Below are 22,314 nucleotides of genomic sequence, written 5' to 3' on the forward strand. Positions count from 1 at the left end.
AGCCGCGTGATTAACACGAAGATCACGGCGATGGCGGCGGGCGAGAACGGGCCGAAGACCACCACGGCCACGGTTCGCGACCTGCAGTCGCTCACTGTTCCCATCGGGGAGCTGATCGCCAAGAAGCCGTCGCCGTACTACAGACACGCCGTGGAGGAGATCTCCGCCGTGCGCGATCTGGTGCAGCGCGACATGAGCGGAGCCAAGGGCGCGAACGCCAAGAACAAGCTCCCGGAATACATCGAGCGCCGGCTGGAGGACGGGGTCTGGACCGGGCCCGTCTGGAACTTCACCATCTGGCTGCCGAAGAAACTCGAGCACGACGGTGACTACCGCCGGAACACGGTGCGGGAGTTCGGGGTGGACCCCACCAACCGCGGGTTCTGTCTCGACGGGGAGTCCCGCGGGTACGCGCTCGAGTTGATGATCGAGAAAGAGGACGATCCGCAGCGGCGGTCCGAGCTGTTGGACATCCCCATCTTCATCAACATCTACGACGGGATCGAGCCGCTGGTCGCCGCCCAGCATTTCCGGGACATCAACGGCCTCGGGGTCGGCATCAACGCCTCGCTTCTGCTCGGCCACGACTACGCCGACCCGTGGATGCGCGTCACTCGCCAGGTCTTCTCGGGACTGGGCGTTCGCCTCGAGGAGGAGTCCCGCCAGATCAAGGTCAACAGCAACAAGGTGATGACCGTGGTCGCCGCGCGCGGCATGGTCGCCGGCGTCGCGCGGGGCATCAGCGCGGTGACGTACGGCGGTGGCTCCATCCCGGAGGAGGTCGACGGCAGACGGGTGGACTTCGACCGGCTCGCCGATGCCGCCGGCACCTGGCTCGGCCATGTGTTCACCACCATCGGAGTCGAGAACTTCCGGGACAAGGGCCGCGTTCTGCGGTCGGCGCCGGTCATCGCCGCCCTGGGAGCGCTCGGCCGGCCGTTCTACGACGGCAATGTGGACGAGCAGCTGGCGGCGAAATCCGCCCTCGCCTCGGTGCCGGACTGGTCGGTGAGCGAAAGATGGAACGGCATCGCCGGCAAGTTCAGCGCGGCCGGCGTGTTCAGCGTCGCCTCGGGCAAAGAGGCGGGGCACGCCACATTCCGCGCCCTGCGGGACGACCGGGATCCGGGCTTCCACCGCATCCGCGGCCTGTCTCCGGCCATGAGCTGATCCGTGCGCCGGCCCTCCTCGGGGGCCGGCGCCATCTTTAATGGCTGGGCCGGTGAGCCGTCGATCGGCTACTTTCCGCGCGTGGCCGAGATCTATGTGAGCACTGACATCGAGGCGGACGGCCCGATTCCGGGGCGTTACTCGCTGCTGAGCTTCGCGTCCGCCGCGTTCGATGCCGAGGGCACGATGGTCGGCACCTACAGCGCGAACCTCGCGACGCTGCCCGAGGCGATCGCGGACCCGGACACGATGGCCTGGTGGGCCGAGAACCCGGACGCGTGGCGGGCATCCCGCTCCGATCCGCGCGATCCCGGTGAGGCGATGAGCGAGTACCGGGCGTGGCTCGAGGCGCTGCCGGGCAAGCCGGTCTTCGTGGGCTATCCGGCGGCGTACGACTTCATGTTCGTCTATTGGTATCTCGTCCGGTTCACCGGCGGCAGCCCGTTCTCGCACTCCGCCCTCGACCTGAAGTCGTTCGCGATGGCGGTGCTCGGCACCGACTTCCGGGGCACCGCCAAGCGCACCATGCCGCGCGACTGGTTCGGGCCGGCCCGGCACACCCACGTGGCCCTCGACGACGCGATCGAGCAGGGCGAACTGTGGTTCGCCATGCGGCGGGCGGCCCGCTCCGGCGCCTGACGGCCCGAGCCGAGCGGATCCTGCGAGCCTCCTACGAGACTGACAGAGGCGGGTTGTGCATCCCGGCGAGATACGGCCGTGAGGCGACCAGGCCGAACTCCACCAGCGCGCGGGTTTGGCGATCGGCGAGCTCGTAGAGCTTCTCCAGCACGATCCTCAGCTCGGTCACTTCGGGGGCGTAACTTGATGTCGTTGCACGTCTTGCAGGCTGGAACGACGTTGCCCCACGCGCAACCCGACGTCCTTCCGATTGATCGGGATGAGGTGCTCCTCCACCAGAGGCTCCGCCAGGCCGCAGTAGGCGCAGTTGCCGCCGAACCGGGCGGTCAACGGGGCGGTCAGCCGCCGGAACGGTGGAAGTCCGCGGTTGAGGTCGTACTGGCGACCGGCGTCCTGCAAGAACAGGCGCACGATCCGATTGGGCACGTCTGAGTAACTGCGGAGCGGCATGCGTCCAGAGGTACCACGCACCGTTGAGGCGGCGCCCCAAGGCGCCGGCCCTCTCTGGGGAAAAGGGCCGGCGCCTTATTTCGGGGGCGGGTGTCAGGCTGGGTTTTGCAGCAGGGTGGTCTGGTCGACGACCCAGTTGCCGCAGTGGGGGCAGCGGTTGGTGGGGTCCGGAGCGATCTCGGGACGGCGGATCGGCACGGCTCGGCGGCCGTGCATGTTGGCGGCGGTCCACAGCGTGTACCACTCCTGGACCACCGCGGGCGGGACCTGGAAGTGCTCGGCCAGGCGGCGGACCAGCACCCAGGACGGCATCGCCTTGCCGGTGAGGACCTTGGACAGCGTGGCCTTGCTGTAGTCGACCTGCTTGCCGAGCGCGCTCAGCGACGGCTTGCCCGCCTGGACCACGGCGTAGTTGAGGCGTTCGATCAGGTCGCCGTACGCGGCCTCGGGGTTCATGAGCTTGGCCCGGAGCCGGGTCATCTCGTGGTCGCGCTGGGGGAGCGCGGTCGGGCCACTGGTGGCGTCGCGGGAGACGGGACGGCGCCGCTGACCGAGCGCTCCGCCCCACCGCGGGGCGGCGGCGGTCATGCCACACCGTCCGGGCGGCCGCGACGGCTCCACAGAAGCGTGCCGCCGGCGATGACGAGGAGAAGGACGACGGCGCCCCAGCCGGGTCGGTGGTAACGCACGGTTGCCGGCCGCGGGTCCCACCACTCCGGGGGAGTGGGTTGGTTGATGTCAGTGAACACGGACGATGGTTCCTTCCATCTGCAATTGGTCCTGGACCCCGAGAAAAGATCTCTGGTGAAGAGCGGCGGGCCCTGGTGGTGATCAAGGCCGCGTCGCCGTGGATCCGATTCCAGCACGCAGAGTTGCCCCGATCAAGTGGTCGCATGGGGGTCGGTTTGGTGCGCGGCCCGGCAAAATGATCGCGAATCGGTTTCACGATCATGGATTGTTCACGCATTTCGAGAATGGACGAAAAAGGGGCCGGCGAGAGCTCGCCGACCCCTTGATCTCGACCGGGAAGACCGCCACCACAGCCGCTTTCCGGTCATTGCTGTCGCCGATGCGGGGTCCAGGACCAACCGGACTCCATCGGGCGGAACGCGATCCGTACCCTACCCGGGCCGTGGGCTCGTGACTAGGCCCGGGACAGGTGGTGCGGGTGCCGCGCTACGTGAGCGTGTGCCCCGGCGGACGAGATGTGCCACCCCATGGCAACACCTCGAAACCGGCGAAGGGTGTTCGCAGGCGGCGCGGTCGGTTCGGAGCGGCGGATGATCACCGCGGGATACGCCGATGCGAAACGTCGCGAAACGACGGGGAACGCCGGGCCGGATCTTGATTCACCTGTTCGGAGGACCCGGCCGGCCGCCGGTCGCGGCGTTCCCGCGACGATTCGTATTTCTTTTGTACCGACGGTTGTCGGGCATTTCTGGTGAATGGCTCGTTGATCTTCTCACCAGGTGCCCGAAAAATGCGACGACGCCATTTCCCGAGACCCGTAGTGACACGCAACCGCTTCGCCATTTACCGGGAGTCAAGCCCTCAAAGCCGCGATGCGGCATTCGGGCGAAATTTCGGAAATCTCGGGCGGAGGTCCTCACGCACGGTGATGGTTGAGGATGTACGTCGTAAGGGCCCTCCCGCGGTTCCTATTGTTTCCCGACGAGGTCCCGCTCGTAGCAGACGGACAGATCCGAGTCCTCGTAGACCCCGTAGAGCGGGATCTGCCGATAGCCCTCGCGCTCGTAGAAGCGGATCGCGTCGGGCTGGGCCGACCCCGTCTCCAGGCGCACGGTGGTCCAGCCCCGGTCCCGGGCCTTCTGCTCGAGGGCGCGCAGCACCGCGGTCGCCACCCCCGAACCGCGGCTGCCGGGCTCGACGTACATCCGCTTGACCTCGGCGCTGGTCGCGTCGAGCCGGCGGAGGGCGCCGCACCCGACCGGCCGGCCCTCGGCGATCGCGACCAGGAAGACGTCGATGTCGGCGGCCGAGGGCGCGGCGCCGGGCTCGTGATCGTCGCTGCCGTAGCGCGCGTCCAGTTCGGCGCGCTGGGCCGTGCGCAGCGCCTCGCCGGCCGGGTCGTCCCAGGCGCGTTCCTCGATCGTCCACATGCCGCGCCCCTCTCTTCGTAACAGGCGTTACGGTAACATCCGTTACGGATCGGGGAGGGAGAGACTCGTGTCACGTACGGCGAATCGGCCGGCCCAGGAGGAGGCGCTGTCCCGGGCGGTGTGGGAGGTGCTGGCCGAGCAGGGTCTCGAGCGGTTGACGGTGCGGGCCGTGGCGTCGGCGGCCGGCTGCACGACCGGCCTCGTCATGCACCGGTTCCCCCACCGACGGGCGTTGCTGCGGCACGCGCGCGAGCTGCTGCACGAGACGAGTCGCCGGCGGGTCGAGGCGCTGGAGGCGGCGGCCCGGTCGCCGCATGAGGCCCTGCGGTCGGTGCTGCGGCAGGGGCTCGCGATCGACGAGGAGTCGATCAGCGGGAGCGTGGTGTGGATCGGCTTCCTGGCCGCGGCGTTCGCCGACGACGAGCTGATCGAGATTCACCGGCGGAACAACCGGCTCTGGCGGGAGCGGCTGGAACGCCTGGTCGGCGCCGCGGCGCCGGAGTGGGCGGCCGGCCGGGTGTCCACGGTGGCGCTCGCGCTGAGCGCGATGGTGGAGGGGGCGGCGGCCTTCGCGGCGGCCGATCCCGCGGCCTACCCGGCGGCGGCCCAGGAGCGGATGCTCGACGCCGCGCTGGAGTCCTACGGCCTGGCCGGCCGCTGAAGCGACCGGCCGGCTGCACCGCAAGACAGGTCAGGCCAGGGAGACGGCGACCTCCTCGAGGGCGTCGTACGACTCCTGCATGCCGCTCTCCATCCCCGAGTTGATGACCGCGTCGCGGATCTCCTGGGAGTGGTACTCGCACAGGGCCTCGAAGTACGTCTGCCCGTCCTTCTCGACCAGCGTCACGGTGACCAGGCCGGCGGTGCCGTCCGGGTCGGGGACGCCCTCGAAGGCCTCGGTGTTGACCAGCCGCTCGGGGGCCGCGACCTCGCGGAACTCCCCGTGGAAGGCCACCTCGAAGCCGCCGTTGGCGGTCATCACGTACCGCCAGGAACCGCCGACCCGCAGGTCGACCTCGACGCTGGTGACCTGGCCCCTCTTGCCGCCCCACCAGCGCTTGACCAGCTCCGGCTCGGTGTAGGCGCGCCAGACCAGGTGCCGGGGCGCGTCGAACTCTCGGGTGATCAGGATCTGGGTGTCGGCCGGGAGCGTCACCTTGGCCGTGCCGTTAGTCGTCGCCATGAGATTCCTCCTCTTTGAGTTCCGCCAGGACGGTGTCCATCAGGTCGAAACGTTCGGTCCACGCCTGCTCGTACTTGGTGAGCCAGTCGTGGATCGGGCGCAGCGGCTCGGCGTTCAGCCGGTAGAGCCGCTGCCGGCCCTCGTCGCGGACGCGCACCAGGTCGACCTCGCGCAGCACGCGCAGGTGCTTGGAGACCTGGGGCTGGGCGAGACCGAGGAGCGCGACCAGGTCGTTGACCGGTCGCTCGCCCTGGGCCAGCAGGTCGAGGATCTGCCGGCGCCGGGGCTCGGCCACCGCGTTGAACGCGTCCGTCGTCGTTGCCGCTCGTGCCATGGGAGTAATCGTATACCCATAACGGAATACGTCAAGGCGCGAAAACGAGGCAGCGGACCAAAAGCGGATCAGGAGTCGGCGGCGATCGAGTTGAGCGCCTTGGCCAGCGCCGACAGGTCGAGCTCGCCGAGGTGGTCGAAGATGTGCCGCCGGACGCTCTCCAGGTGGGTGGGCCAGGCCTCTCGGAGGCGGGCCAGCCCCTTCTCGGTGAGCACGGCGTTCCAGCCGCGGGCATCCGAGTCGCACTTGATGCGCTTGATGTAGCCGTTGCTCTCCAGCTTGGCGGCGAGCCGGGTCATGCCGCTCAGCGACATGTCGCAGGCCTGGGCGAGCTCGCTCATCCGCATCAGGCCGCACTGTGACTCGGAGAGGTGGCGCAGCACGCTGTACTCGCTGGCCGTCATGCGCTGCCCCTGCTCCAGATCGGCGTTGAGGGCACGCGGGAGCACCAGCATGAGGCGGCCGAGGGCACGCATCACCGCCTCCTCCTCCGCGGTCAGCGGAGCAACGGAGAGCGGAGCCACCGAGGGGGGAGCCACCCCGTCGGGCGTTGTGGCGGACATGACATTGATCCTACGACGACGGCGCCGCATTATTTGTTTGACGCAACAATGAATCGGAGAGCTCGATGACCAAGATCGGCATTATTCTCGGCAGCACCCGCCCGGGCCGGAACGGCGAGGCCGTCGCCAAGTGGGTGCTCGACGTCGCGGCCAAGCGCACCGACGCCGAGTTCGAGCTGGTCGACCTGCTCGACTACAACCTGCCGCACCTGGACGAGGCGGTGCCGCCGTCGATGGGGCAGTACACCCAGCCGCACACCCTCGAGTGGGCCAAGAAGATCGCCTCGCTCGACGGCTTCATCTTCGTCACGCCCGAGTACAACCACTCCACCTCGGGCGCGCTCAAGAACGCGATCGACTTCCTGTTCGCCGAGTGGAACAACAAGGCCGCCGGCTTCGTCGGATACGGCTCGGTCGGTGGCGCGCGCGCCGTCGAGCACCTGCGGCTGATCGCCGGAGAGCTGATGATCGCGGACGTACGCGCTCAGGTCCTCCTCTCGTTGGCCCAGGACTTCGAGAACTACAGCGTCTTCCTGCCCAAGGAGTACCAGGAGCAGGCCCTGCACACCGTGATCGACCAGGTCGTGGCCTGGAGCAAGGCGCTCGAGACGGTTCGCAACCCCGCTTGATCGGCTCGCCCGCGAGGCCCGGGTTGCTTGCATCCCGGGCCTCGCCCGGCACAATGCTGGGGTGCAAAACCAGACAACTAGTGACTCTTTGCAGCAATTGCTTGAAATGCCACGAAAGTCTTGGTGGGCCCGGCTGCCGTTCGGCGTACGGATGGCGGCCGGCGCAAGCGCGACGCTGGTGGTCCTGAGCGGCGGCGTCGCCGGGATCGCCACGTTGACCGGGGGCGGCGGCGACCAGGCCGGACCCCGGATCGTGACCCAGGTCGGCGACGCCGCGGCCCCGCCGGCCGCCGCGGCCGATCCCGCTTCCCGCCTCGCCGCCACGAAGCCGCACGCCGCGGCGCCCCTTCGCCGCGACAAGGTCGCGCCGGCCCAGGCGGCCGCCCCGGTCCCGGCGCCGGCGCCGTCGTCCGCCGCTCCCGAGCCCGCCGCCGCGGCCGCCACGCAGCCGGAAGAGCCGTCGGCCGACCCGGTCGAGACCACCCGCACCGAGACCGAGACGCGCGAGATCCCGTTCGAGACTCGTGTGGTGCGCGATCCCGGGCTACCGCGCGGCGCCGAGAAGGAGAGGACGCCCGGCGTCCCCGGCGTGGAGACCCTTCGCTACCAGGTGACGTTGCGGGACGGCCGGCCGGTCGAGCGCAAGCTGATCGACGCGGTGGTCACCCGCCAGCCGCAGCACCGGGTCGTCGCCTACGGCACCCGCCGCGGCATGCAGCACCGCGACAAGAACTGCGGCGAGGCCCTCAACTTCTGCGTCCCGCTCGGTCGCCGGGCGGTGTGCCCGGGCGCCGGTCGCGAGGAGGACTCCACGCTGCCCGATCTCGTGCTCGACGCCGACCTCGGCTATCTCGAAGGGGTGGCCTGCTGACCGGCCGCGGGGAAGACTGAACCCGTGACGGGGGCACTCACCGACGACCGCCTGGACGAGCTCGCCGCGCGGATGGCCGAGGTGCCGGGCGTGATCGGCGTTCTGCTCGGCGGCAGCCGGGCCCGGGGCACGCACACCCCGGAGTCGGACACCGACATCGGCCTCTACTACCGCTCGCCGCTCGACGTCGACCGGCTCGACGCGCTGGCCAAGTCGATCGCCGGCCCGGCCGCCGTGGTCACCGCGCCCGGCGGCTGGGGTCCGTGGGTCGACGGCGGCGGCTGGCTCAAGATCGACGGGCACGCGGTGGACTGGATCTACCGCGACCTCGGCCGGGTGCGGTCGGTCTGGGCCGACTGCGAGCGCGGGCGATACGCCTTCCATCACCAGGCGGGCCATCCGCTGGGATTTCCCGATTTCGCGTACGCGGGGGAGCTCGCCCTCGGCCGGGTGCTGGCCGATCCGGCCGGGGAGTTGACCGAGCTCCGCGACCGGGCCCGGGTCTACCCGCCGAAGCTGGCCGAGGCGCTGGTCGCCGGGCTGTGGGAGGGCGACTTCCTGGTGGCGGTCGCCCGCAAGGCCGTCTCGCGCGGCGACAGCGCGTACGTGGCCGGTTGCCTGTTCCGCCTGGTCGGGGTGTGCGCACACGCGCTGCACGGCGCCGCCGGCCGCTGGCTGATCAACGAGAAGGGCGCGGTCGCCGCGGCGGCCGCGATCCCGGGCGCGCCCGAGCGGTTCCGGCAGCGGGTGGACGAGGCCTTCGGACAGGTCGACGGCGACCCGCTGCACCTGACTGTCGCGATCGACACGGCGGCCGATCTCGTGATCGACACCGCCGACGCGTGCGCCATGATGATGCGGTGACCGCCGACGCGCCGACCATCCTCGCCACGAGCGCCGGGTTCCGGCGCGGGCCCCGCGGGCCGTACGACGTCCATGTCGGACCGATGCTCCGGTTCGCCGCCGAGTTGTCCGGTTCGGCGGCGCCGAAGATCTGCGTGCTCACCCAGGCGACAGGCGACCCGCAAACGCTGATCGGGGCCTGTTACGCGGCATTCTCGGGAACCGGGTTCCGGCCCTCGCACCTCGCCCTCTTCCCGATGCCGAACGTCTCCGACATGCGGGCACACCTGCTGAGCCAGGACGTCATCTGGGTCGAGGGCGGGAGCGTGGCCAACCTGTGCGCGGTCTGGCGGGCGCACCGCCTCGACGAGATCCTGCACGAGGCCTGGCAGGCGGGCGTGGTGCTGGCCGGGATCTCGGCCGGGTCGATCTGCTGGCACCAGGGCGGCAGCACCGACTCGTACGGGCCGGACCTGCGCGGTTTCACCGACGGGCTGGGCTGGTTGCCGTACAGCAACGGGGTCCATTACGACGGCGAGGCGCAGCGCCGGCCGAAGATGCACGAGCTGATCGCCGCGGGCACGCTCGGTGACGGCTACGCGACCGACGACGGCGCCGGCCTGCTCTACCGCGGCACCGAGCTGGTCGAGGTGGTGGCCGACCGCCTGGGCCCCCAGGGATATGAGCTGAAGCGGGCAGCGGACGGCACGGTGATCGAGACCCCGCTGCCCACCCGGGTGCTCGACTACGACGAGTAGTGCAGGATCACGTTGTGCACGTGCTGGGTCTTCTCCACGCCGCGGAACTCGACCTCGTACTGGTGCGTGCCGACCGTGATGACGATGGTGCCCGAGGAGAAGAACTCGCCGGCCCAGCTCTTGTTGCTCACCACGCTGACGGCGCTGACCTTCGAGTACGGGATGCTCGTGATCGCGACGCGCTTACCGACGAAGGACTTGTCCTGGATGATGACGCGCCGGTTGGTCAGCCCGATGAACCCGGTGCCGGCCCCGATCGCGTCGTAGACGGCGATGATCTGCTCGCCCTCGAGCAGGCCGCTCTGAACCTGCTGGAGCTGGCCCTTGTTGTCGTAGATGACGTCGCTCATGGGGCGAAGCCTAGCGAGTCGGCTCTATGGCGTGGTCTGCGTCGCCCCGACCACGGTCCGATAGAAATCCTCGATCCGGGCGGCCAGGGTGACCTCACCGTCCGTGATGGCGTCGCCGTCTCGGGCGCCCAAACAGATCTGAGTGTGACCGTCGAGTCGCCGGATACTTGGCCTTATGTGCAGTGTGTCCGCCGCCACCTTGATTCGTTCCGTCAATGCGGCATGCTGACTCTCGTCGCATGCCAGCTCGCGCTTGAGCTGAACGCCGTCCCGCGTCCAACCGCTCAGCAGAGCAAGTGCGTCCGTCAGATAGTCGGAGCCGTTCCCCCGCCGTCTTCTGGCCCGCATCGCCGCACCCCCTAGGCGTCGTTGCCGGCTTGTGGCCAAACTGTCGCCGTGTCGTCATGGTCGGTGCCCACAGTCTTGTCTTCTGGGACAAGCATGTCCACGCCCACATATACGTGTTTGCGTGACGATCGGGACGGCTCGGGCAACCTGAACGGTGACTTTTTATGGGAAGCTCTGATCTCATGCCGGGGGAACAGCACGTCAACGCCGTGAAATCACGGAGGGTAATCGTCGGGGCGGCCATCATCACCGAGGGTCGCGTGCTCGCGTGCGAGCGCTCGGCGCCGCCCGAGGTGGCCGGCCGCTGGGAGTTCCCGGGCGGCAAGGTCGAGCCGGGCGAGACCGACGAGCAGGCGCTCGCCCGGGAGTGCCTCGAGGAGCTCGGCGTGCGGGTCGAGGTCGGCGACCGCATCGGCCCCGACGTCTCGCTCGCCCACGGCCGGGCCGTGCTCCGCGTCTTCGCCGTGCGGCTGCTGGACGGCGACACGCCCAAGGCCCTCGAGCACACCGCCATGCGCTGGCTGTCCACCGACGAGCTGGACAGTGTGCGCTGGCTGCCCGCGGACAAGCCGATCGTCGCCGCCCTGCCGCCGCTACTCGCCGGGGACCTCTGAGTACGTCTTCCGCAGCTCCCGCTTGAGCACCTTCATGCTCGGCCCGAGCGGCAGCGTCTCCGCGAAGCGCACCTGACGTGGGTACTTGTGCTTGCCGAGCTTCTCCCGCGACCACTCGATGAGCTCCTCGGCGGTGATCCCGCCGGGGTCGGCCACGACCACCGCGCAGATCTCCTCGCCGAAGACCGGGTCGGGCACCCCGATGACCGCGACCTGCTGCACGGCCGGATGCCGGGCCAGCGCCTCCTCGACCTCGCGCGGATAGACGTTGAAGCCGCCCCGGATCACCAGGTCCTTCTTGCGGTCGACGATCGTGATGAAGCCGTCGTCGTCCTTGGTGCCGAGGTCGCCGGTGCGGAACCAGCCGTCGACCACGGCCTGCGCGGTCGCCTCCGGGTTGTTGAGGTAGGCCGAGAACACGTTGTGCCCGCGAATGATGATCTCGCCGAGCTCGCCGTTCTCCATGAACTCGATCCGCTCGTCGATCTCCGGCCGGGCGATCTCCACCTCGACGCCCCAGATCGGGTGGCCGACCGTGCCGGCCTTCACCCCGAACGCGGGCTGGTTGGTGGTCGCGGTCGGCGACGTCTCGGAGAGGCCGTAGCCCTCGAAGACGGTCGCGTGGAACGTCTCGCTGAACTTCTCCAGCACGGCCACCGGCAGCGAGGCGCCGCCCGAGACGCAGAGCCGCAGCTCCGGCAGCCGGTCGGCCTTCGGCGCCGCCTCGAGCAGCCCGATGTACATGGTCGGCACGCCGTGGAAGATGGTCACGTTCTCCTTGACCATCAGGTTGATCGCGGTCTCGCCGGTGAACCGGGCCAGCAGCACGATCGTGCCGCCGAGGCGGAACGTGCCGTTCATGCCCACCGTCTGGCCGAACGTGTGGAACAGCGGCAGGCAGCCCATCACCACGTCGTCGTCGCGCAGGTCGTGGATGTCGAAGACGTTGACCATCGTGTTCATCACGAGGTTGAGGTGGGTGAGCAGGGCGCCCTTGGGCTTCCCGGTCGTGCCGCTGGTGTAGAAGACCACCGCCGTGTCCTCGGCCTCGCGCGAGACGTAGGTGCGCAGCGGGGGCACCGCGGCGGCCGCGTCCTCGAGGCGGCGGACGCCCTCGACGGCGGGACCGACCGACACCGCCGGGACTCCGGCGATCTTGGATGCCTCGATCGCGTTGGCGAGCTGGCTGGAGTGCGCGACCAGCAGCTTGGCCCCGCTGTCGGAGAGCACGTACGCGTTCTCCTGCGCGGTCAGCAGCAGGTGCATCGGGACGATCGTGGCGCCGACCGAGAGGACGGCGTAGTAGACGCGGGGGAAGTCGGCCAGGTTGGGGATCTGGATGGCGACGGTGTCGCCGGGGCCGATCCCGAGCTCGCGCAGGCCGGCGGCGTACGCGAGAGTCTGCTTCCAGAGATCGCGGTAGGTGATCCGCTCGGTGGTCGCGCTGTCGATCACCGCCAGCTTGTCGGGATGTTTCCGGGCCGCCTCGGCCAGGACGGTGGCCAGCGACAGTTGCGTCATGCCAGGTGCCCTCCGATCTTGGTGTACCCCCGGAGCAGGTCGCGGGAGATGATCAGGCGCTGCATCTCGTCGGTGCCCTCGTAGATGCGCATCAGGCGAACCTGGCGGTACCACCGCTCGATCGGCAGCTCACGGGTGTAGCCCATGCCGCCATGGATCTGCATCACCCGGTCCACGACCCGGTTGACCATGCCGGCCCCGTACAGCTTCGCCATTGACGAAGAGTGCCTCGGGTCCCAGCCTTGGTCAACGGTCCAGGCGGCCCGGAGGATCAGCCAGCGGGCCGCCTCCAGCTCCACTTCGGAGTCGGCGAGCATCCACTGGATCGCCTGATTCGTCCCGATAAGCGACCCGAACGTCTGGCGCGTGTTCGCGTACTCGACCGCCATGCCCAGGGCCCGTTCGGCGATGCCCAGCGCGTTCGAGGGGATCAGGTAGCGACCCTTGCCGATCCACTTCATGCCGAGCTCGAAGCCCTGACCGATCTCGCCGAGGATGTTGCGGTGCGGTACGCGTACGTCATCGAAAATGAGCGATGCCGGACCGCCCTCGCCCATGGTCTGGATGAACTCGGAGCGCCAGCCCATCGAGCGGTCGACCAGGAAGGCCGTGGCGCCGCCGTTGCTGGCCCGCTTGTCCGGGTCGGTCACCGCCACCACGATGGCGAAGTCGGCGTCGTTCCCGTTCGTGATGAACGTCTTCTCGCCGTTGAGCACCCAGTCGTCGCCGTCGCGCACGGCCCGCAACTTGATGTTCGCGGCGTCGGAGCCGGCGCCCGGCTCGGTGATCGCGAAGCAGGAGATGCGGTCGCCCTCGATCGTCGGCAGCAGGAACTCCGCCCGCTGGGCCTCGTTGGCGAAATAGAGGATGTTGTCGGCCTCGCCGCCGAACTTGAACTGCACGAAGGTGCGGCCCACCTCGGTCCAGATCAGCGACTGGAGGATGGCCGGCAGGTCCATCCCGCCGAACTCCTCCGGGGTGGACAGGCCCCAGAAGCCGAACTTCTTGGCCTTCTGCTGAAGCTCGCGCAGCTCGCTGAGCTCCAGGCCGGGCTGGTGGCGGCGCTCGCGGAGCAGCGCCTCCTGCTCGAGCGGCATGACCTCTTTGGTGATGAACTGGCGGGCGGTGTCGCGAATCGCACGTTCTTCGTCGGAGAGCGAGAAGTCCATGTCGCTTAAACTAGCGGTGTAAGTTTTTGCGCGTCCAGTGCTGAATCCTGGGAGTCTGTTGTGATGGCCCGACCCAAGCAAGCGTTGCTGACCCGCGAGCGGATTGTCGCCGCGGCGGGGGCGCTCATCGATGCCGAAGGCTTGGAAGCGTTGTCGATGCGCCGGCTCGCCACCGAGCTGGGTGTCCAGGGGCCATCGCTCTACAACCATTTTCCGACAAAAGCGGAAATTGTCGACGCGGTCGCCGACGCGGTGGTCGAGCAGGTCGACGTCTCCGTCTTTCGCCGGCTCGCGTGGCACGAGGCGTTGCGGGCCTGGGCGAAGTCGTACCATGCTGCGCTGGCCGCGCACCCGAACATCGTGCCCGTGCTCGCGTCCGGCCCGGGGCGTCGCCCGGCCGCGCTGGCGATGGCCGAGGCGGTCTTCGGCGCGCTGGTCGAGGCCGGGTGGCCGCCGGCCCGGGCCACGCACATCGGCGCGCTCATGCGTTACCTGGTGACCGGCTCGGCGCTCGGCTCGTTCGCGCTGGGCTTCGACATCGATCCCGCCCTCTACGACCAGTACCCGCATCTGCATCGCGCGCCGCTGCTGGCGGCGCATCATGAAGCCGTGGACGAAGGCGCCTTCGAGCTCGGCCTCGACCTGATGATCAGCGGCCTCAAGGCCCAGCACGAGATTGGGAGCAGCCGATGACCTCGCTTGACCGTCCCCACCTGTTCATCGGGGGAGAGTGGGTTCCGTCCTCGTCGTCGTCCTCGATCGCGGTCGAGAACCCGGCCACCGAGGAAGTGATCGCGCACGTTCCGGCGGGCACGGCGGCCGACGTCGACCGCGCGGTTGCGGCGGCTACCGCGGCGTTCGACGGCTGGGCGGCGACGCCGATGGCCGAGCGTGGGGCGGTGCTCGATCGGCTGCACACGGCGCTGGCCGCCCGGGCGGGCGACATCGCGAAGACCGTGGGGCTCGAGCTGGGCACGCCGGTCAAGGTGGCGAAAGCGGTCCAGGCCGGACTTCCGCTTGCGGTCCTTCGGGGGTACGCGGACCTGGCCGCCCGCGGCCCAGCTGGTGAGCAAATCGGAAACTCCCTGATTGAGCGCGAACCGGTGGGAATTGTCGGTGCGATCACCCCGTGGAACTATCCGCTGCACCAGGTCGTGGCCAAGGTGGCGGCCTCGCTGGCGGCGGGCTGCACCGTGGTGCTGAAGCCGAGCGAGCTGACGCCGCTGGTGGCGTACCTCCTGATGGACGCGGCCCTGGAGGCCGGCGTGCCGGCCGGAGTTCTCAACATGGTCACCGGCACCGGCCCGGTCGTGGGCGCGGCCATCGCCGGCCACCCGGGCGTCGACATGGTCTCGTTCACCGGGTCGACCGCGACCGGCCGGGCGATCTCGCACGCGGCCGCCGACCGGATCGCCAAGGTGGCGCTCGAGCTGGGCGGCAAGTCGGCCAACGTCATCCTCGAGGACGCCGACCTGACCAAGGCGGTGAAGGTGGGCGTGGGCAACGCGTTCCTCAACTCGGGGCAGACCTGCACGGCCTGGACCCGGATGCTGGTGCACCGCTCGCACTACGACGAGGCGGTCGCGCTGGCGGCCAAGACGGCCTCCGGTTACACGGTCGGCGACCCCTTCGACGAGAGCACCCGGCTCGGGCCGCTGGTGTCGGGCGCCCAGCGTGAGCGGGTGCGCGGCTTCATCGAGCGTTCGTCGGCGCGACTCGTGGCCGGCGGTCTGGACGCTGTGGTGCCGCCCGCCGGACATTTCGTGGCGCCGACCGTCTTCGCCGACGTCGACCCGGGAAGCGAGCTGGCCCAGGAGGAGATCTTCGGGCCGGTGCTGTCGATCATTCCGTTCGCCGACGACGACGAGGCGGTGGCGATCGCGAACAACTCGCGGTACGGGCTGGCCGGCGGCGTCTGGGGCTCGCCGGAGCGGGCGCTCGCGGTGGCCCGGCGGATGCGGACCGGCGCCGTCGACGTCAACGGCGGCGCGTTCAACCCGTTCGCGCCGTTCGGCGGCTACAAGCAGTCCGGTGTGGGACGCGAGTTGGGCGAGTACGGTCTGGACGAGTTCCGTCAGGTGAAGGCGATTCAGAGATGACCACTTACTTCAACGGGGTGACGGTGCGCTCGGCCGGCGCCCGTCCTGAGGTGGCCGAGCTGCGGCTGCCCGAGATCGGTCCGGGCCAGGTGCGGGTCCGGGTGCGGGCGGCCGGGGTGTGCCACTCCGACCTGTCCATGGTGAACGGGACGATCCGCGCCCCGTACCCGCTGGTCCTCGGGCACGAGGCGGCCGGCGAGGTGGTCGAGGCGGGCGAGCACGTGACCCGCGCGGCCGTCGGCGACCACGTGGTGCTCAACTGGCAGCCGCCGTGCCGGCGGTGCTGGTTCTGCGCGAACGGCGAGCCGTGGCTGTGCTCGACCTCGTCCGGCGTCGCGGCCCTGGAGAACGGCATCACGCTCGACGGCGCGCCGGTGCACGTGGCGCTGGGCCTGGGCGCGTTCGCCACCGAGGTGGTCGCCCCCGAGAACGCGGTGATCCGGGTGCCGCAGTCGCTCGGCTTCGACCGGGCCGCGCTGCTCGGCTGCGGCGTGCTGACCGCGACCGGCGCCGTGCGGAACACGGCCCGGGTGGCCGCGGGCGAGTCGGTCGTGGTGATCGGCCTCGGCGGCGTCGGCCTGTCGGTGGTGGCGGCGGCCCGCGCGGCCGGCGCCTCGGACGTGATCGCCGTCGACGTCACCGAGTCGAAGAAGGAGCTGGCCGAGGCGGCCGGCGCCACCGATTTCGTGGTCTCGTCGGACGCGCTCTCCAAGGAGGTCCGGGTGCGCACGTCGGGCCGCGGCGCCGACCACGCGATCGAGTGTGTCGGGCGCGCGGTGACGATCCGGGCGGCCTGGCGGGCCACCCGCCGCGGCGGCCAGGTCACGGTGGTGGGCATGGGCAGCAACGACGACCTGGTGCAGCTGTCCGCATTGGACATCTTCTCGTCGGCCCGCACGCTGCGCTCCTCCGTCTACGGCGCCGCCGACTTCGACGTCGAGGTGCCGCGCCTGGCCGCCGACGTGCTGTCCGGCGCCCTCTCGGTCGACCACCTGATCTCCGACCCCATCACGCTGGCCGACGTGCCCGAGGCGTTCGACCGCATGGCCCGCGGCGAGGGCGCGCGCTCGGTGGTCCAGCTCTGATGCGACCGGCGCCGGGCGAGGTGCTGCATTTCTCCGAGGACCCGAACCTGACGGTCTTCGAACCGCATGTCGCTCCGACTTCGGGGCTGGACACGCCGTACGTCTGGGCCGTCGATTTTCGCAATGCACCCAGCTATTGGTTCCCCCGCCAATGCCCGCGCGCGATGGCCTGGGTCCGCGAGGGCACCACGGACGCCGACCGAGACCGCATTGTCGGCGCCGGTTGCGGTTCCCGGGTCCACGCCATCGAATTCGGCTGGCTGGACGCCATGCGCACGACGAAGCTGTACGCCTACCGTTTCGCCGACAAGGCGTTCCACCACGTGTCATCGCCGGGTGCCGAGCCGCACGCTTTGGTGGCGACGACACGAGTCGAGCCGCTGGCGCCGCCGTCGCCGGTCGGCAGCCTCATCGACGCGCACGCCGAGGCGGGCATCCAGCTGCGGTTGCTGCCGAATCTGTGGCCGTTCTGGGACGAGGTCATCGAGAGCACTGTCGGCTGTAGCGGCATCCGCTTGCGGAACGCGCGACCCCGCCCCTCAGCTTGACGTCTTTCGGGAAGACGGCGGTGGACGGTCTGCGTGCGGCGGGCGACCGGACGAGCCGGCCCACCTGGGCGACTGGACCCTGAGCCCCGAGAGTGGATTCGTTCAAGAGCGATGATCGACGAACCGCGCCACACCAACAGCACGGCGGCTCTGACCTGCACCCCGGCACTACTCGTTCGCGGGCGGGACGGTTGGATTTGAGAATGTGGAATGTTCGGCGGCGAAAGACGGTGGTCTCACACTGGGGCTGGCCTGTTCCGCAAGTCGCGAAGCTGATCTCGCCCGAGGGCCTTTCGAAGCTTGCGGGAATCGCGAACGCCAGGGGTTACAGCCGCCGCGCAAGAGGTCTTGAGATCCGGGCCGGTTGGCACTACTTCTTGCTGCCATACCTGCCGGAGCCGTCTCCGGAGCCATGTTGGATCTGTCTTGTCGTCGGTGTAGCCAACATGCCGGCGCCGAGAGGGCAAGTGGTTCAGGAGATGGACTTTGCTCGGCTGGATGTTGGCCTGTCAGCCCTCGACAGACTCGACGGAGCTCCGGCATGGCAGCGAGATCAGCTGCTTCATTGGCTCGCATGGAGGGCGGCCCAGAAGCAAGAAGGCCGCCCCTCGTCCGAATAGAGACCGAGCGCCGCGGGCTCAGGTCGTATGCAGCAGAGCCGTGATGGTGCGGGCCAGCGTCGCCCTGGAGGCCGCCACCGACATGTTCATCGCCTCGCGCCAGGTTGACCATGTTGGCCACATGCTTACGGCCGTCAGCGCGTTCAGCAGTTCGTCGTTGTCGGCGATCTCGGCGGCGAACAGCGCGGCCAACTCATCCCGCACGCGGGCCACGTGCAAGCGGCGATACTTCTGCAACGTCTCCGAGAACGGCTCCTTCACCGCCGACGCCTTGGCGTTCGGGGCTATCTGCTCCAACATGCGCGCTCGCTGCTTGGCGTAGGCGTCTATTCGCTCCGGCAACGCGAGCTTGGCCGAGATCGGCCGGTAACCGGCGTCGCGGAGCTCGAGGACGCGCTCGCCGCTCGCGGCGAACAACGCCTCCATGTCGGCGAAATGGCTCCACAAGGCGCGCAGCGAGACGCCCGCCTGCTTGGCTATCTTCTCGGCCGTCGGGCGCAGGTCGCCCTCGCGGATGAGCTGCAAGTGGGCGTCGACGATGGCGTTTCGGGTGCGCTCCGAGCGGGCCGTGCGGCCGTCGACGCGCGGGGTGGAAGCGGTCACCGGTCACTCCGGTAGCGGTTCAGCTCCCGCCGGGCCAGCGAGCGTTTGTGCACCTCGTCCGGGCCGTCGGCGAGACGCAGGGTGCGCGCGTGGGCCCACAGCCCGGCCAGCGGCGTGTCCTGGCCGACGCCGGCCGCCCCGTACGTCTGGATCGCCTTGTCAATGATCCATTCGACCGTGGACGGGACCGTGATCTTGATGGCCTGGATCTCGGTGTGCGCGCCCTTGTTGCCGACCGTGTCCATCAGCCACGCGGCCTTCAGCACCAGCAGGCGCGCCTGCTCGATGCGCACCCGGGACTCGGCGATCCAGTCCTGCACCACGCCCTGCTCGGCCAGCGGCTTGCCGAACGGGGTGCGGGCCAGCGCCCGCGTGCACATCAGCTCGAGGGCGCGCTCACCCATGCCGATCAGCCGCATGCAGTGGTGGATGCGTCCGGGGCCGAGACGGGCCTGCGAGATGGCGAACCCGCTCCCGGGCGAGCCGATCAGCGCACTCAACGGCACGCGTACGTCCTCGAAGAAGACCTCCGCATGCCCGCCGTGGTCCCCGTCGGTGTAGCCGAAGACCCGCATGCCCCGCTCGACCCGCACACCGGGCGTGTCCCGCGGCACCAGGATCATGCTCTGCTGCACGTGGCGGGCGGCCGTCGGATCGGTCTTGCCCATCACGATGAAGATCTTGCAGTCCGGGTTCATCGCGCCCGAAATGTAGAACTTGTGCCCGTTGATGACGTAGGAGTCGCCGTCGCGGACGATCAAGGTGCCGATGTTGGTGGCGTCGGAGGAAGCCACCGCGGGCTCGGTCATGGCGAAGGCCGACCGGATCGTGCCGGCCAGGAGCGGGGCGAGCCATTCGCGCTGCTGGTCGGGGGAGCCGAACTCGGAGAGCACCTCCATGTTCCCGGTGTCGGGCGCGGCGCAGTTCAGCGCGGCCGGCGCCAGCGACGGACTCCGGCCGGTGATCTCGGCCAGCGGCGCGTACTGGAGGTTCGTCAGCCCGGCGCCGTGCTCGCCGGGCAGGAAGAGGTTCCACAGGCCGGCGGCCCGCGCCTCCTTCTGCAGCTCCGGCAGCACCGCCGGCGGACCCCAGCCCTCATGCTCGGCCAGCGTCGGCTCGGCCGGGTAGACGAAAGAATCCATGAAGGACAGCAGCCGCTTGCGGTAGTCCTCGGTCGTCGCGTCGAAGCCGAACTCCATCAGTTACCCTCCAGCGCCTCGTGGCCACGCATCACCAGCGGGCCGACCAGGTTGCCGATCGACTCGAAACCCTCGCCGACGGTCTGGCCCTGAACGTATCGGTAGTGCACGCCCTCGAGGATCACGGCGAGCTTGAATGCGGCGAATGCCACGTACCAGTGCAGGTCACTCACATCGCGTCCGCTTCGCGACGCGTAACGGTCGGTCATCTCCGGCAGGGTGGGATGGCCGGGCACATTCAGCGGTACGGTCGCCCGGCCGTCCGCGACCTGCAGCGGCAACCCGGCATAGACCAGCATGAGCGCGACATCGCTGAGCGGGTCGCCGAGCGTGGACATCTCCCAGTCGAGCACCGCGTTGATCTGCAACCGGTCGCCGATCAGCACGTTGTCGAGCCGGTAGTCGCCGTGCACGACCGAGCCCGGACCGCCGGCCGGGATGTCCACGGCCAGCCGCGCGTGCAGCTCGTCGATCCCGGCCACGTCGCGGCTGCGGGAGGCGTCGAGCTGCTTCTTCCAGCGCCGCACCTGGCGCTCGTTGAAGCCCTCGGCCCGGCCGAAGTCCGCGAGCCCGATCGCCGCCGGGTCCAGCGCGTGCAGGTCGGCGAGCGTGTCGACGAGGTCGATGATCAGCCCGCCAAGAGCCGGCCCGCCCAGCGCTTCCAGGTCCTTTTCGTCGCGATAAATCCGGCCGTCGACGTGTTCCATGAGATAAAACGGCGCACCGATGACCGAAATGTCGGTACAAAGCAGCACCGGGCGTGGCGCCGGGAAGCCGGCTTTCGACAGGGCCTCGAGAACCTTGTGCTCCCGAGCCATGTCGTGAGCGGTGGGCAGCACGTGCCCGAGCGGGGGACGGCGCAGCACCCAGCGTTGTTGACCGTCGGTGATCGCGTACGTCAAATTGGATCGTCCGCCGGCAAACATCTGCCCGGATATTTCGGACTTCGAGCCGAGATAGGTCCGCAGAGCCGCGAGATCGAGACCCTTCATCACGCGCCGCCCGCTTCGAACGCCCGCTGGATCTTGTTCATCCCGCCGAGCCAGCGATCGGTGTCCGCGGCCCGCAACTTGTAGTAATCGGCGACCTCGGGGTGCGGCAGGATCAGGAAGCTCTCGCCCTCGATCGCCTTGGCGGCGACCTCGGCCACCTCGCCCGGCTCCAGCGCACCCTCGGCCAGCATCGTGGCGCTCGCGCTTCCGCGCTCACCGCCGCGCGTGAGCATGTCGGTGCGCACTCCTTGCGGGCAGAGCGCCTGCACGATCAAACCCCGATGCGCGTACGTCGCCCGCAGCCACTCGGCGTAAGCCAGCGCGCCGTGCTTGGTGACCGCATAGGAGGCGCTGCCCAGGATCGAGAGCAGCCCCGCCGCGCTGACCGTCATGACCAGCCGCTTGGGCGAGCCCTGGTCCAGCCACCGCGGCAGCAGGTGCCGGGTCACGTAGACGTGCGACATCACGTTGACCGCGAAGTCCCGCGTCCAGGCCGCGTCCGGCGTGTTCTCGTCACCGGCCGTCAGCACGCCGGCGTTCGAGCAGAAGAGGTCGACGCCGCCGAGCTCGGCCCAGGCCGTCTCGATCAGCCGGCGGGTGTCGTCCTCGCTCGCCGCGTCGGCCGGCACGGCCAGCCCGCCGATCTCGCTCGCCACCGCCGCCGCCGCGTCCCCGTCGAGGTCGCTGACCAGCACCGACGCGCCGTCGGCGGCGAACCGGCGGGCGAGCGCCGCGCCGATTCCGCCGCCGGCGCCGGTGACGACGACCCGTCGCGTGCCGGCCGCGGCCTCGCGGCCGCCCGCGGTCGCCGCGCCGGCCGGTCCCGCCGTCACTGCACGGACCCGGTCAGCGTGACCCCACCGTCGATGATGACGGTCTGTCCGGTGATCCAGGCCGCGTCCGGCCCGCAGAGGAACGCGACCGTGCCGGCCACGTCCTCGGGCACGCCGAGCCGGCCGAGCGGGTACGTCGCCGCCACCTTCTCCTCGCGGCCCTCGTAGAGCGCGGTCGCGAACTTGGTCTTGACCACGGCCGGGGCGACCGCGTTGACCCGCACCTTCGGGGCCAGCTCGACGGCCAGCTCCTCGGTGAGGTGGATCAGCGCGGCCTTGGTCACCCCGTAGAAGGCGATCCCCGGCGCCGGGCGCACGCCGGAGACCGACGAGATGTTGACGATGGCGCCGCCCTCGGACAGACCGCCGCGCAACGCCTCCTGCACCCAGCCGAGGGTGCCGAGCACGTTCACGTCGATCATCTTGCGGGCGGCGCCGAGGTCGAGCGTCGAGAGCGGGCCGTACGCCGGGTTGATCCCGATGTTGTTGACCAGCGTGGTGATCGGGCCGAACCGGCCGAGCACGGTGTCGATCACCGCGGCCCGGTGGTCGGTGTCGTCGCCCTTGCCGGGGATGCCGATCGCCACCTCGGGGCCGCCCAGGTCGCGTGCGGCCTGCTCGAGCGCCTCCGCGTTGCGGCCGGTGATGGCCACCCGGTAGCCCTCGGCAACGAAGCGTTGCGCGATGGCGAAGCCGATTCCCCTGCTGGCCCCGGTCACGATCGCCACTTGGTCCGCCATCGCCGCTCCTTTGCGTTGAGAAAGTTTCGACCT

The 22,314-nt window shown here is 69.7% G+C and carries 28 protein-coding genes; 12 read left to right on the forward strand and 16 right to left on the reverse strand.

The features are described 5' to 3' along the window. The first annotated feature begins 6 nt into the window (after positions 1-6). Both ACZ6TB_RS32615 and ACZ6TB_RS32620 read left to right on the forward strand, forming a co-directional pair. Entirely contained in the window at positions 7-1,170 is a 1,164-nt protein-coding gene (locus ACZ6TB_RS32615) for a DNA sulfur modification protein DndB (protein ID WP_465560864.1), read from the forward strand. Between the two features lie 81 nt (positions 1,171-1,251). Continuing rightward, complete coding sequence (locus ACZ6TB_RS32620; RefSeq protein WP_465560867.1) at positions 1,252-1,809, forward strand: exonuclease; 558 nt, start codon at positions 1,252-1,254, stop codon at positions 1,807-1,809. Between the two features lie 31 nt (positions 1,810-1,840). Here ACZ6TB_RS32620 and ACZ6TB_RS32625 read toward each other — a convergent pair whose 3' ends face one another. The 4 genes from ACZ6TB_RS32625 to ACZ6TB_RS32640 form a co-directional block, all read right to left on the reverse strand. Beyond that, positions 1,841-1,978 (reverse strand): hypothetical protein, encoded by a 138-nt coding sequence (locus ACZ6TB_RS32625; RefSeq protein WP_465560870.1) that lies wholly within the window; start codon positions 1,976-1,978, stop codon positions 1,841-1,843. Continuing rightward, a complete protein-coding gene (locus ACZ6TB_RS32630) occupies positions 1,975-2,259 on the reverse strand; it encodes a hypothetical protein (protein WP_465560873.1) in 285 nt (94 codons plus the stop codon). The genes ACZ6TB_RS32625 and ACZ6TB_RS32630 overlap by 4 nt, the downstream gene beginning before the upstream one ends. Before the next feature lie 93 nt (positions 2,260-2,352). Further along, positions 2,353-2,847: a helix-turn-helix domain-containing protein gene (locus tag ACZ6TB_RS32635; protein WP_465560876.1), complete on the reverse strand. Its 495-nt coding sequence runs from the start codon at positions 2,845-2,847 to the stop codon at positions 2,353-2,355. Positions 2,848-3,917: 1,070 nt separating this feature from the next. Beyond that, the gene (locus tag ACZ6TB_RS32640) at positions 3,918-4,379 is read right to left on the reverse strand and encodes a GNAT family N-acetyltransferase (RefSeq protein WP_465560879.1); all 462 of its coding nucleotides are present in this window, start codon (positions 4,377-4,379) and stop codon (positions 3,918-3,920) included. A gap of 67 nt (positions 4,380-4,446) precedes the next feature. On the opposite strand from ACZ6TB_RS32640, the gene ACZ6TB_RS32645 reads away from it, so the two are divergent. Further along, positions 4,447-5,040 (forward strand): TetR family transcriptional regulator C-terminal domain-containing protein, encoded by a 594-nt coding sequence (locus tag ACZ6TB_RS32645; RefSeq protein WP_465560882.1) that lies wholly within the window; start codon positions 4,447-4,449, stop codon positions 5,038-5,040. Positions 5,041-5,070: 30 nt separating this feature from the next. Here the strand turns inward: ACZ6TB_RS32645 and ACZ6TB_RS32650 are convergent, their stop codons facing one another. From ACZ6TB_RS32650 to ACZ6TB_RS32660, 3 genes are all read right to left on the reverse strand, one after another. Beyond that, a complete protein-coding gene (locus tag ACZ6TB_RS32650; RefSeq protein WP_465560885.1) occupies positions 5,071-5,562 on the reverse strand; it encodes an SRPBCC family protein in 492 nt (163 codons plus the stop codon). Continuing rightward, positions 5,549-5,896, reverse strand: coding sequence for an ArsR/SmtB family transcription factor (locus ACZ6TB_RS32655; RefSeq protein ID WP_465560888.1), 348 nt, complete (start codon positions 5,894-5,896; stop codon positions 5,549-5,551). The genes ACZ6TB_RS32650 and ACZ6TB_RS32655 overlap by 14 nt, the downstream gene beginning before the upstream one ends. A gap of 68 nt (positions 5,897-5,964) precedes the next feature. Beyond that, positions 5,965-6,459 (reverse strand): MarR family winged helix-turn-helix transcriptional regulator, encoded by a 495-nt coding sequence (locus ACZ6TB_RS32660; protein ID WP_465560891.1) that lies wholly within the window; start codon positions 6,457-6,459, stop codon positions 5,965-5,967. Positions 6,460-6,524: 65 nt separating this feature from the next. Between ACZ6TB_RS32660 and ACZ6TB_RS32665 the strand changes: the two genes are divergently transcribed. The 4 genes from ACZ6TB_RS32665 (at position 6,525) to ACZ6TB_RS32680 (ending at position 9,560) form a co-directional block, all read left to right on the forward strand. Further along, complete coding sequence (locus tag ACZ6TB_RS32665; protein ID WP_465560894.1) at positions 6,525-7,088, forward strand: NADPH-dependent FMN reductase; 564 nt, start codon at positions 6,525-6,527, stop codon at positions 7,086-7,088. 106 nt (positions 7,089-7,194) lie between these two features. Continuing rightward, the gene (locus ACZ6TB_RS32670) at positions 7,195-7,959 is read left to right on the forward strand and encodes a G5 domain-containing protein (protein WP_465560897.1); all 765 of its coding nucleotides are present in this window, start codon (positions 7,195-7,197) and stop codon (positions 7,957-7,959) included. Positions 7,960-7,983: 24 nt separating this feature from the next. Continuing rightward, positions 7,984-8,823, forward strand: coding sequence for a nucleotidyltransferase domain-containing protein (locus tag ACZ6TB_RS32675; RefSeq protein WP_465560900.1), 840 nt, complete (start codon positions 7,984-7,986; stop codon positions 8,821-8,823). Continuing rightward, positions 8,820-9,560, forward strand: coding sequence for a Type 1 glutamine amidotransferase-like domain-containing protein (locus ACZ6TB_RS32680; RefSeq protein ID WP_465560903.1), 741 nt, complete (start codon positions 8,820-8,822; stop codon positions 9,558-9,560). The genes ACZ6TB_RS32675 and ACZ6TB_RS32680 overlap by 4 nt, the downstream gene beginning before the upstream one ends. Here the strand turns inward: ACZ6TB_RS32680 and ACZ6TB_RS32685 are convergent. After that, a complete protein-coding gene (locus tag ACZ6TB_RS32685) occupies positions 9,548-9,910 on the reverse strand; it encodes a PH domain-containing protein (RefSeq protein WP_465560906.1) in 363 nt (120 codons plus the stop codon). The genes ACZ6TB_RS32680 and ACZ6TB_RS32685 overlap by 13 nt on opposite strands. Before the next feature lie 24 nt (positions 9,911-9,934). Then, positions 9,935-10,258, reverse strand: a complete 324-nt coding sequence (locus ACZ6TB_RS32690; protein WP_465560909.1) for a 4a-hydroxytetrahydrobiopterin dehydratase — start codon at positions 10,256-10,258, stop codon at positions 9,935-9,937. 182 nt (positions 10,259-10,440) lie between these two features. On the opposite strand from ACZ6TB_RS32690, the gene ACZ6TB_RS32695 reads away from it, so the two are divergent. Then, on the forward strand, positions 10,441-10,872 hold the full coding sequence (locus tag ACZ6TB_RS32695) for a (deoxy)nucleoside triphosphate pyrophosphohydrolase (RefSeq protein WP_465560912.1): 432 nt from the start codon (positions 10,441-10,443) through the stop codon (positions 10,870-10,872). Here the strand turns inward: ACZ6TB_RS32695 and ACZ6TB_RS32700 are convergent. Beyond that, positions 10,852-12,393 carry a long-chain-fatty-acid--CoA ligase gene (locus ACZ6TB_RS32700; RefSeq protein ID WP_465560915.1) on the reverse strand — a complete coding sequence of 514 codons (1,542 nt, stop codon included), beginning with the start codon at positions 12,391-12,393 and terminating at the stop codon, positions 10,852-10,854. The genes ACZ6TB_RS32695 and ACZ6TB_RS32700 overlap by 21 nt on opposite strands. Next, positions 12,390-13,562: an acyl-CoA dehydrogenase family protein gene (locus tag ACZ6TB_RS32705; protein ID WP_465560918.1), complete on the reverse strand. Its 1,173-nt coding sequence runs from the start codon at positions 13,560-13,562 to the stop codon at positions 12,390-12,392. Before ACZ6TB_RS32705 ends, ACZ6TB_RS32700 begins: the two co-directional genes overlap by 4 nt. 63 nt (positions 13,563-13,625) lie before the next feature. Here ACZ6TB_RS32705 and ACZ6TB_RS32710 point away from each other — a divergent pair, with 63 nt between their 5' ends. The 4 genes from ACZ6TB_RS32710 to ACZ6TB_RS32725 are packed head-to-tail and all read left to right on the forward strand — an operon-like array spanning position 13,626 to position 17,294. Next, complete coding sequence (locus ACZ6TB_RS32710; protein ID WP_465560920.1) at positions 13,626-14,255, forward strand: TetR/AcrR family transcriptional regulator; 630 nt, start codon at positions 13,626-13,628, stop codon at positions 14,253-14,255. After that, positions 14,252-15,661, forward strand: coding sequence for an aldehyde dehydrogenase family protein (locus tag ACZ6TB_RS32715; protein ID WP_465560923.1), 1,410 nt, complete (start codon positions 14,252-14,254; stop codon positions 15,659-15,661). Before ACZ6TB_RS32710 ends, ACZ6TB_RS32715 begins: the two co-directional genes overlap by 4 nt. Continuing rightward, on the forward strand, positions 15,658-16,746 hold the full coding sequence (locus ACZ6TB_RS32720; RefSeq protein WP_465560925.1) for an alcohol dehydrogenase catalytic domain-containing protein: 1,089 nt from the start codon (positions 15,658-15,660) through the stop codon (positions 16,744-16,746). Before ACZ6TB_RS32715 ends, ACZ6TB_RS32720 begins: the two co-directional genes overlap by 4 nt. Beyond that, positions 16,746-17,294: a DUF6886 family protein gene (locus ACZ6TB_RS32725; RefSeq protein ID WP_465560928.1), complete on the forward strand. Its 549-nt coding sequence runs from the start codon at positions 16,746-16,748 to the stop codon at positions 17,292-17,294. The genes ACZ6TB_RS32720 and ACZ6TB_RS32725 overlap by 1 nt, the downstream gene beginning before the upstream one ends. 638 nt (positions 17,295-17,932) lie before the next feature. On the opposite strand, the gene ACZ6TB_RS32730 is transcribed toward ACZ6TB_RS32725, so the two are convergent. Genes ACZ6TB_RS32730 through ACZ6TB_RS32750 form a run of 5 tightly spaced genes read right to left on the reverse strand, consistent with a single transcriptional unit; the run spans position 17,933 to position 22,281 of the window. Then, the gene (locus ACZ6TB_RS32730; RefSeq protein ID WP_465560930.1) at positions 17,933-18,517 is read right to left on the reverse strand and encodes a TetR/AcrR family transcriptional regulator; all 585 of its coding nucleotides are present in this window, start codon (positions 18,515-18,517) and stop codon (positions 17,933-17,935) included. Further along, the gene (locus tag ACZ6TB_RS32735) at positions 18,514-19,716 is read right to left on the reverse strand and encodes an acyl-CoA dehydrogenase family protein (protein WP_465560933.1); all 1,203 of its coding nucleotides are present in this window, start codon (positions 19,714-19,716) and stop codon (positions 18,514-18,516) included. Before ACZ6TB_RS32735 ends, ACZ6TB_RS32730 begins: the two co-directional genes overlap by 4 nt. Beyond that, the gene (locus tag ACZ6TB_RS32740; protein WP_465561491.1) at positions 19,716-20,708 is read right to left on the reverse strand and encodes a phosphotransferase family protein; all 993 of its coding nucleotides are present in this window, start codon (positions 20,706-20,708) and stop codon (positions 19,716-19,718) included. Before ACZ6TB_RS32740 ends, ACZ6TB_RS32735 begins: the two co-directional genes overlap by 1 nt. Then, entirely contained in the window at positions 20,708-21,541 is an 834-nt protein-coding gene (locus tag ACZ6TB_RS32745) for an SDR family oxidoreductase (RefSeq protein ID WP_465560936.1), read from the reverse strand. The genes ACZ6TB_RS32740 and ACZ6TB_RS32745 overlap by 1 nt, the downstream gene beginning before the upstream one ends. Next, complete coding sequence (locus ACZ6TB_RS32750; RefSeq protein ID WP_465560939.1) at positions 21,538-22,281, reverse strand: SDR family oxidoreductase; 744 nt, start codon at positions 22,279-22,281, stop codon at positions 21,538-21,540. Before ACZ6TB_RS32750 ends, ACZ6TB_RS32745 begins: the two co-directional genes overlap by 4 nt. Positions 22,282-22,314: the final 33 nt, after the last annotated feature.

This window comes from Actinoplanes sp. NPDC051537, assembly GCF_055586105.1.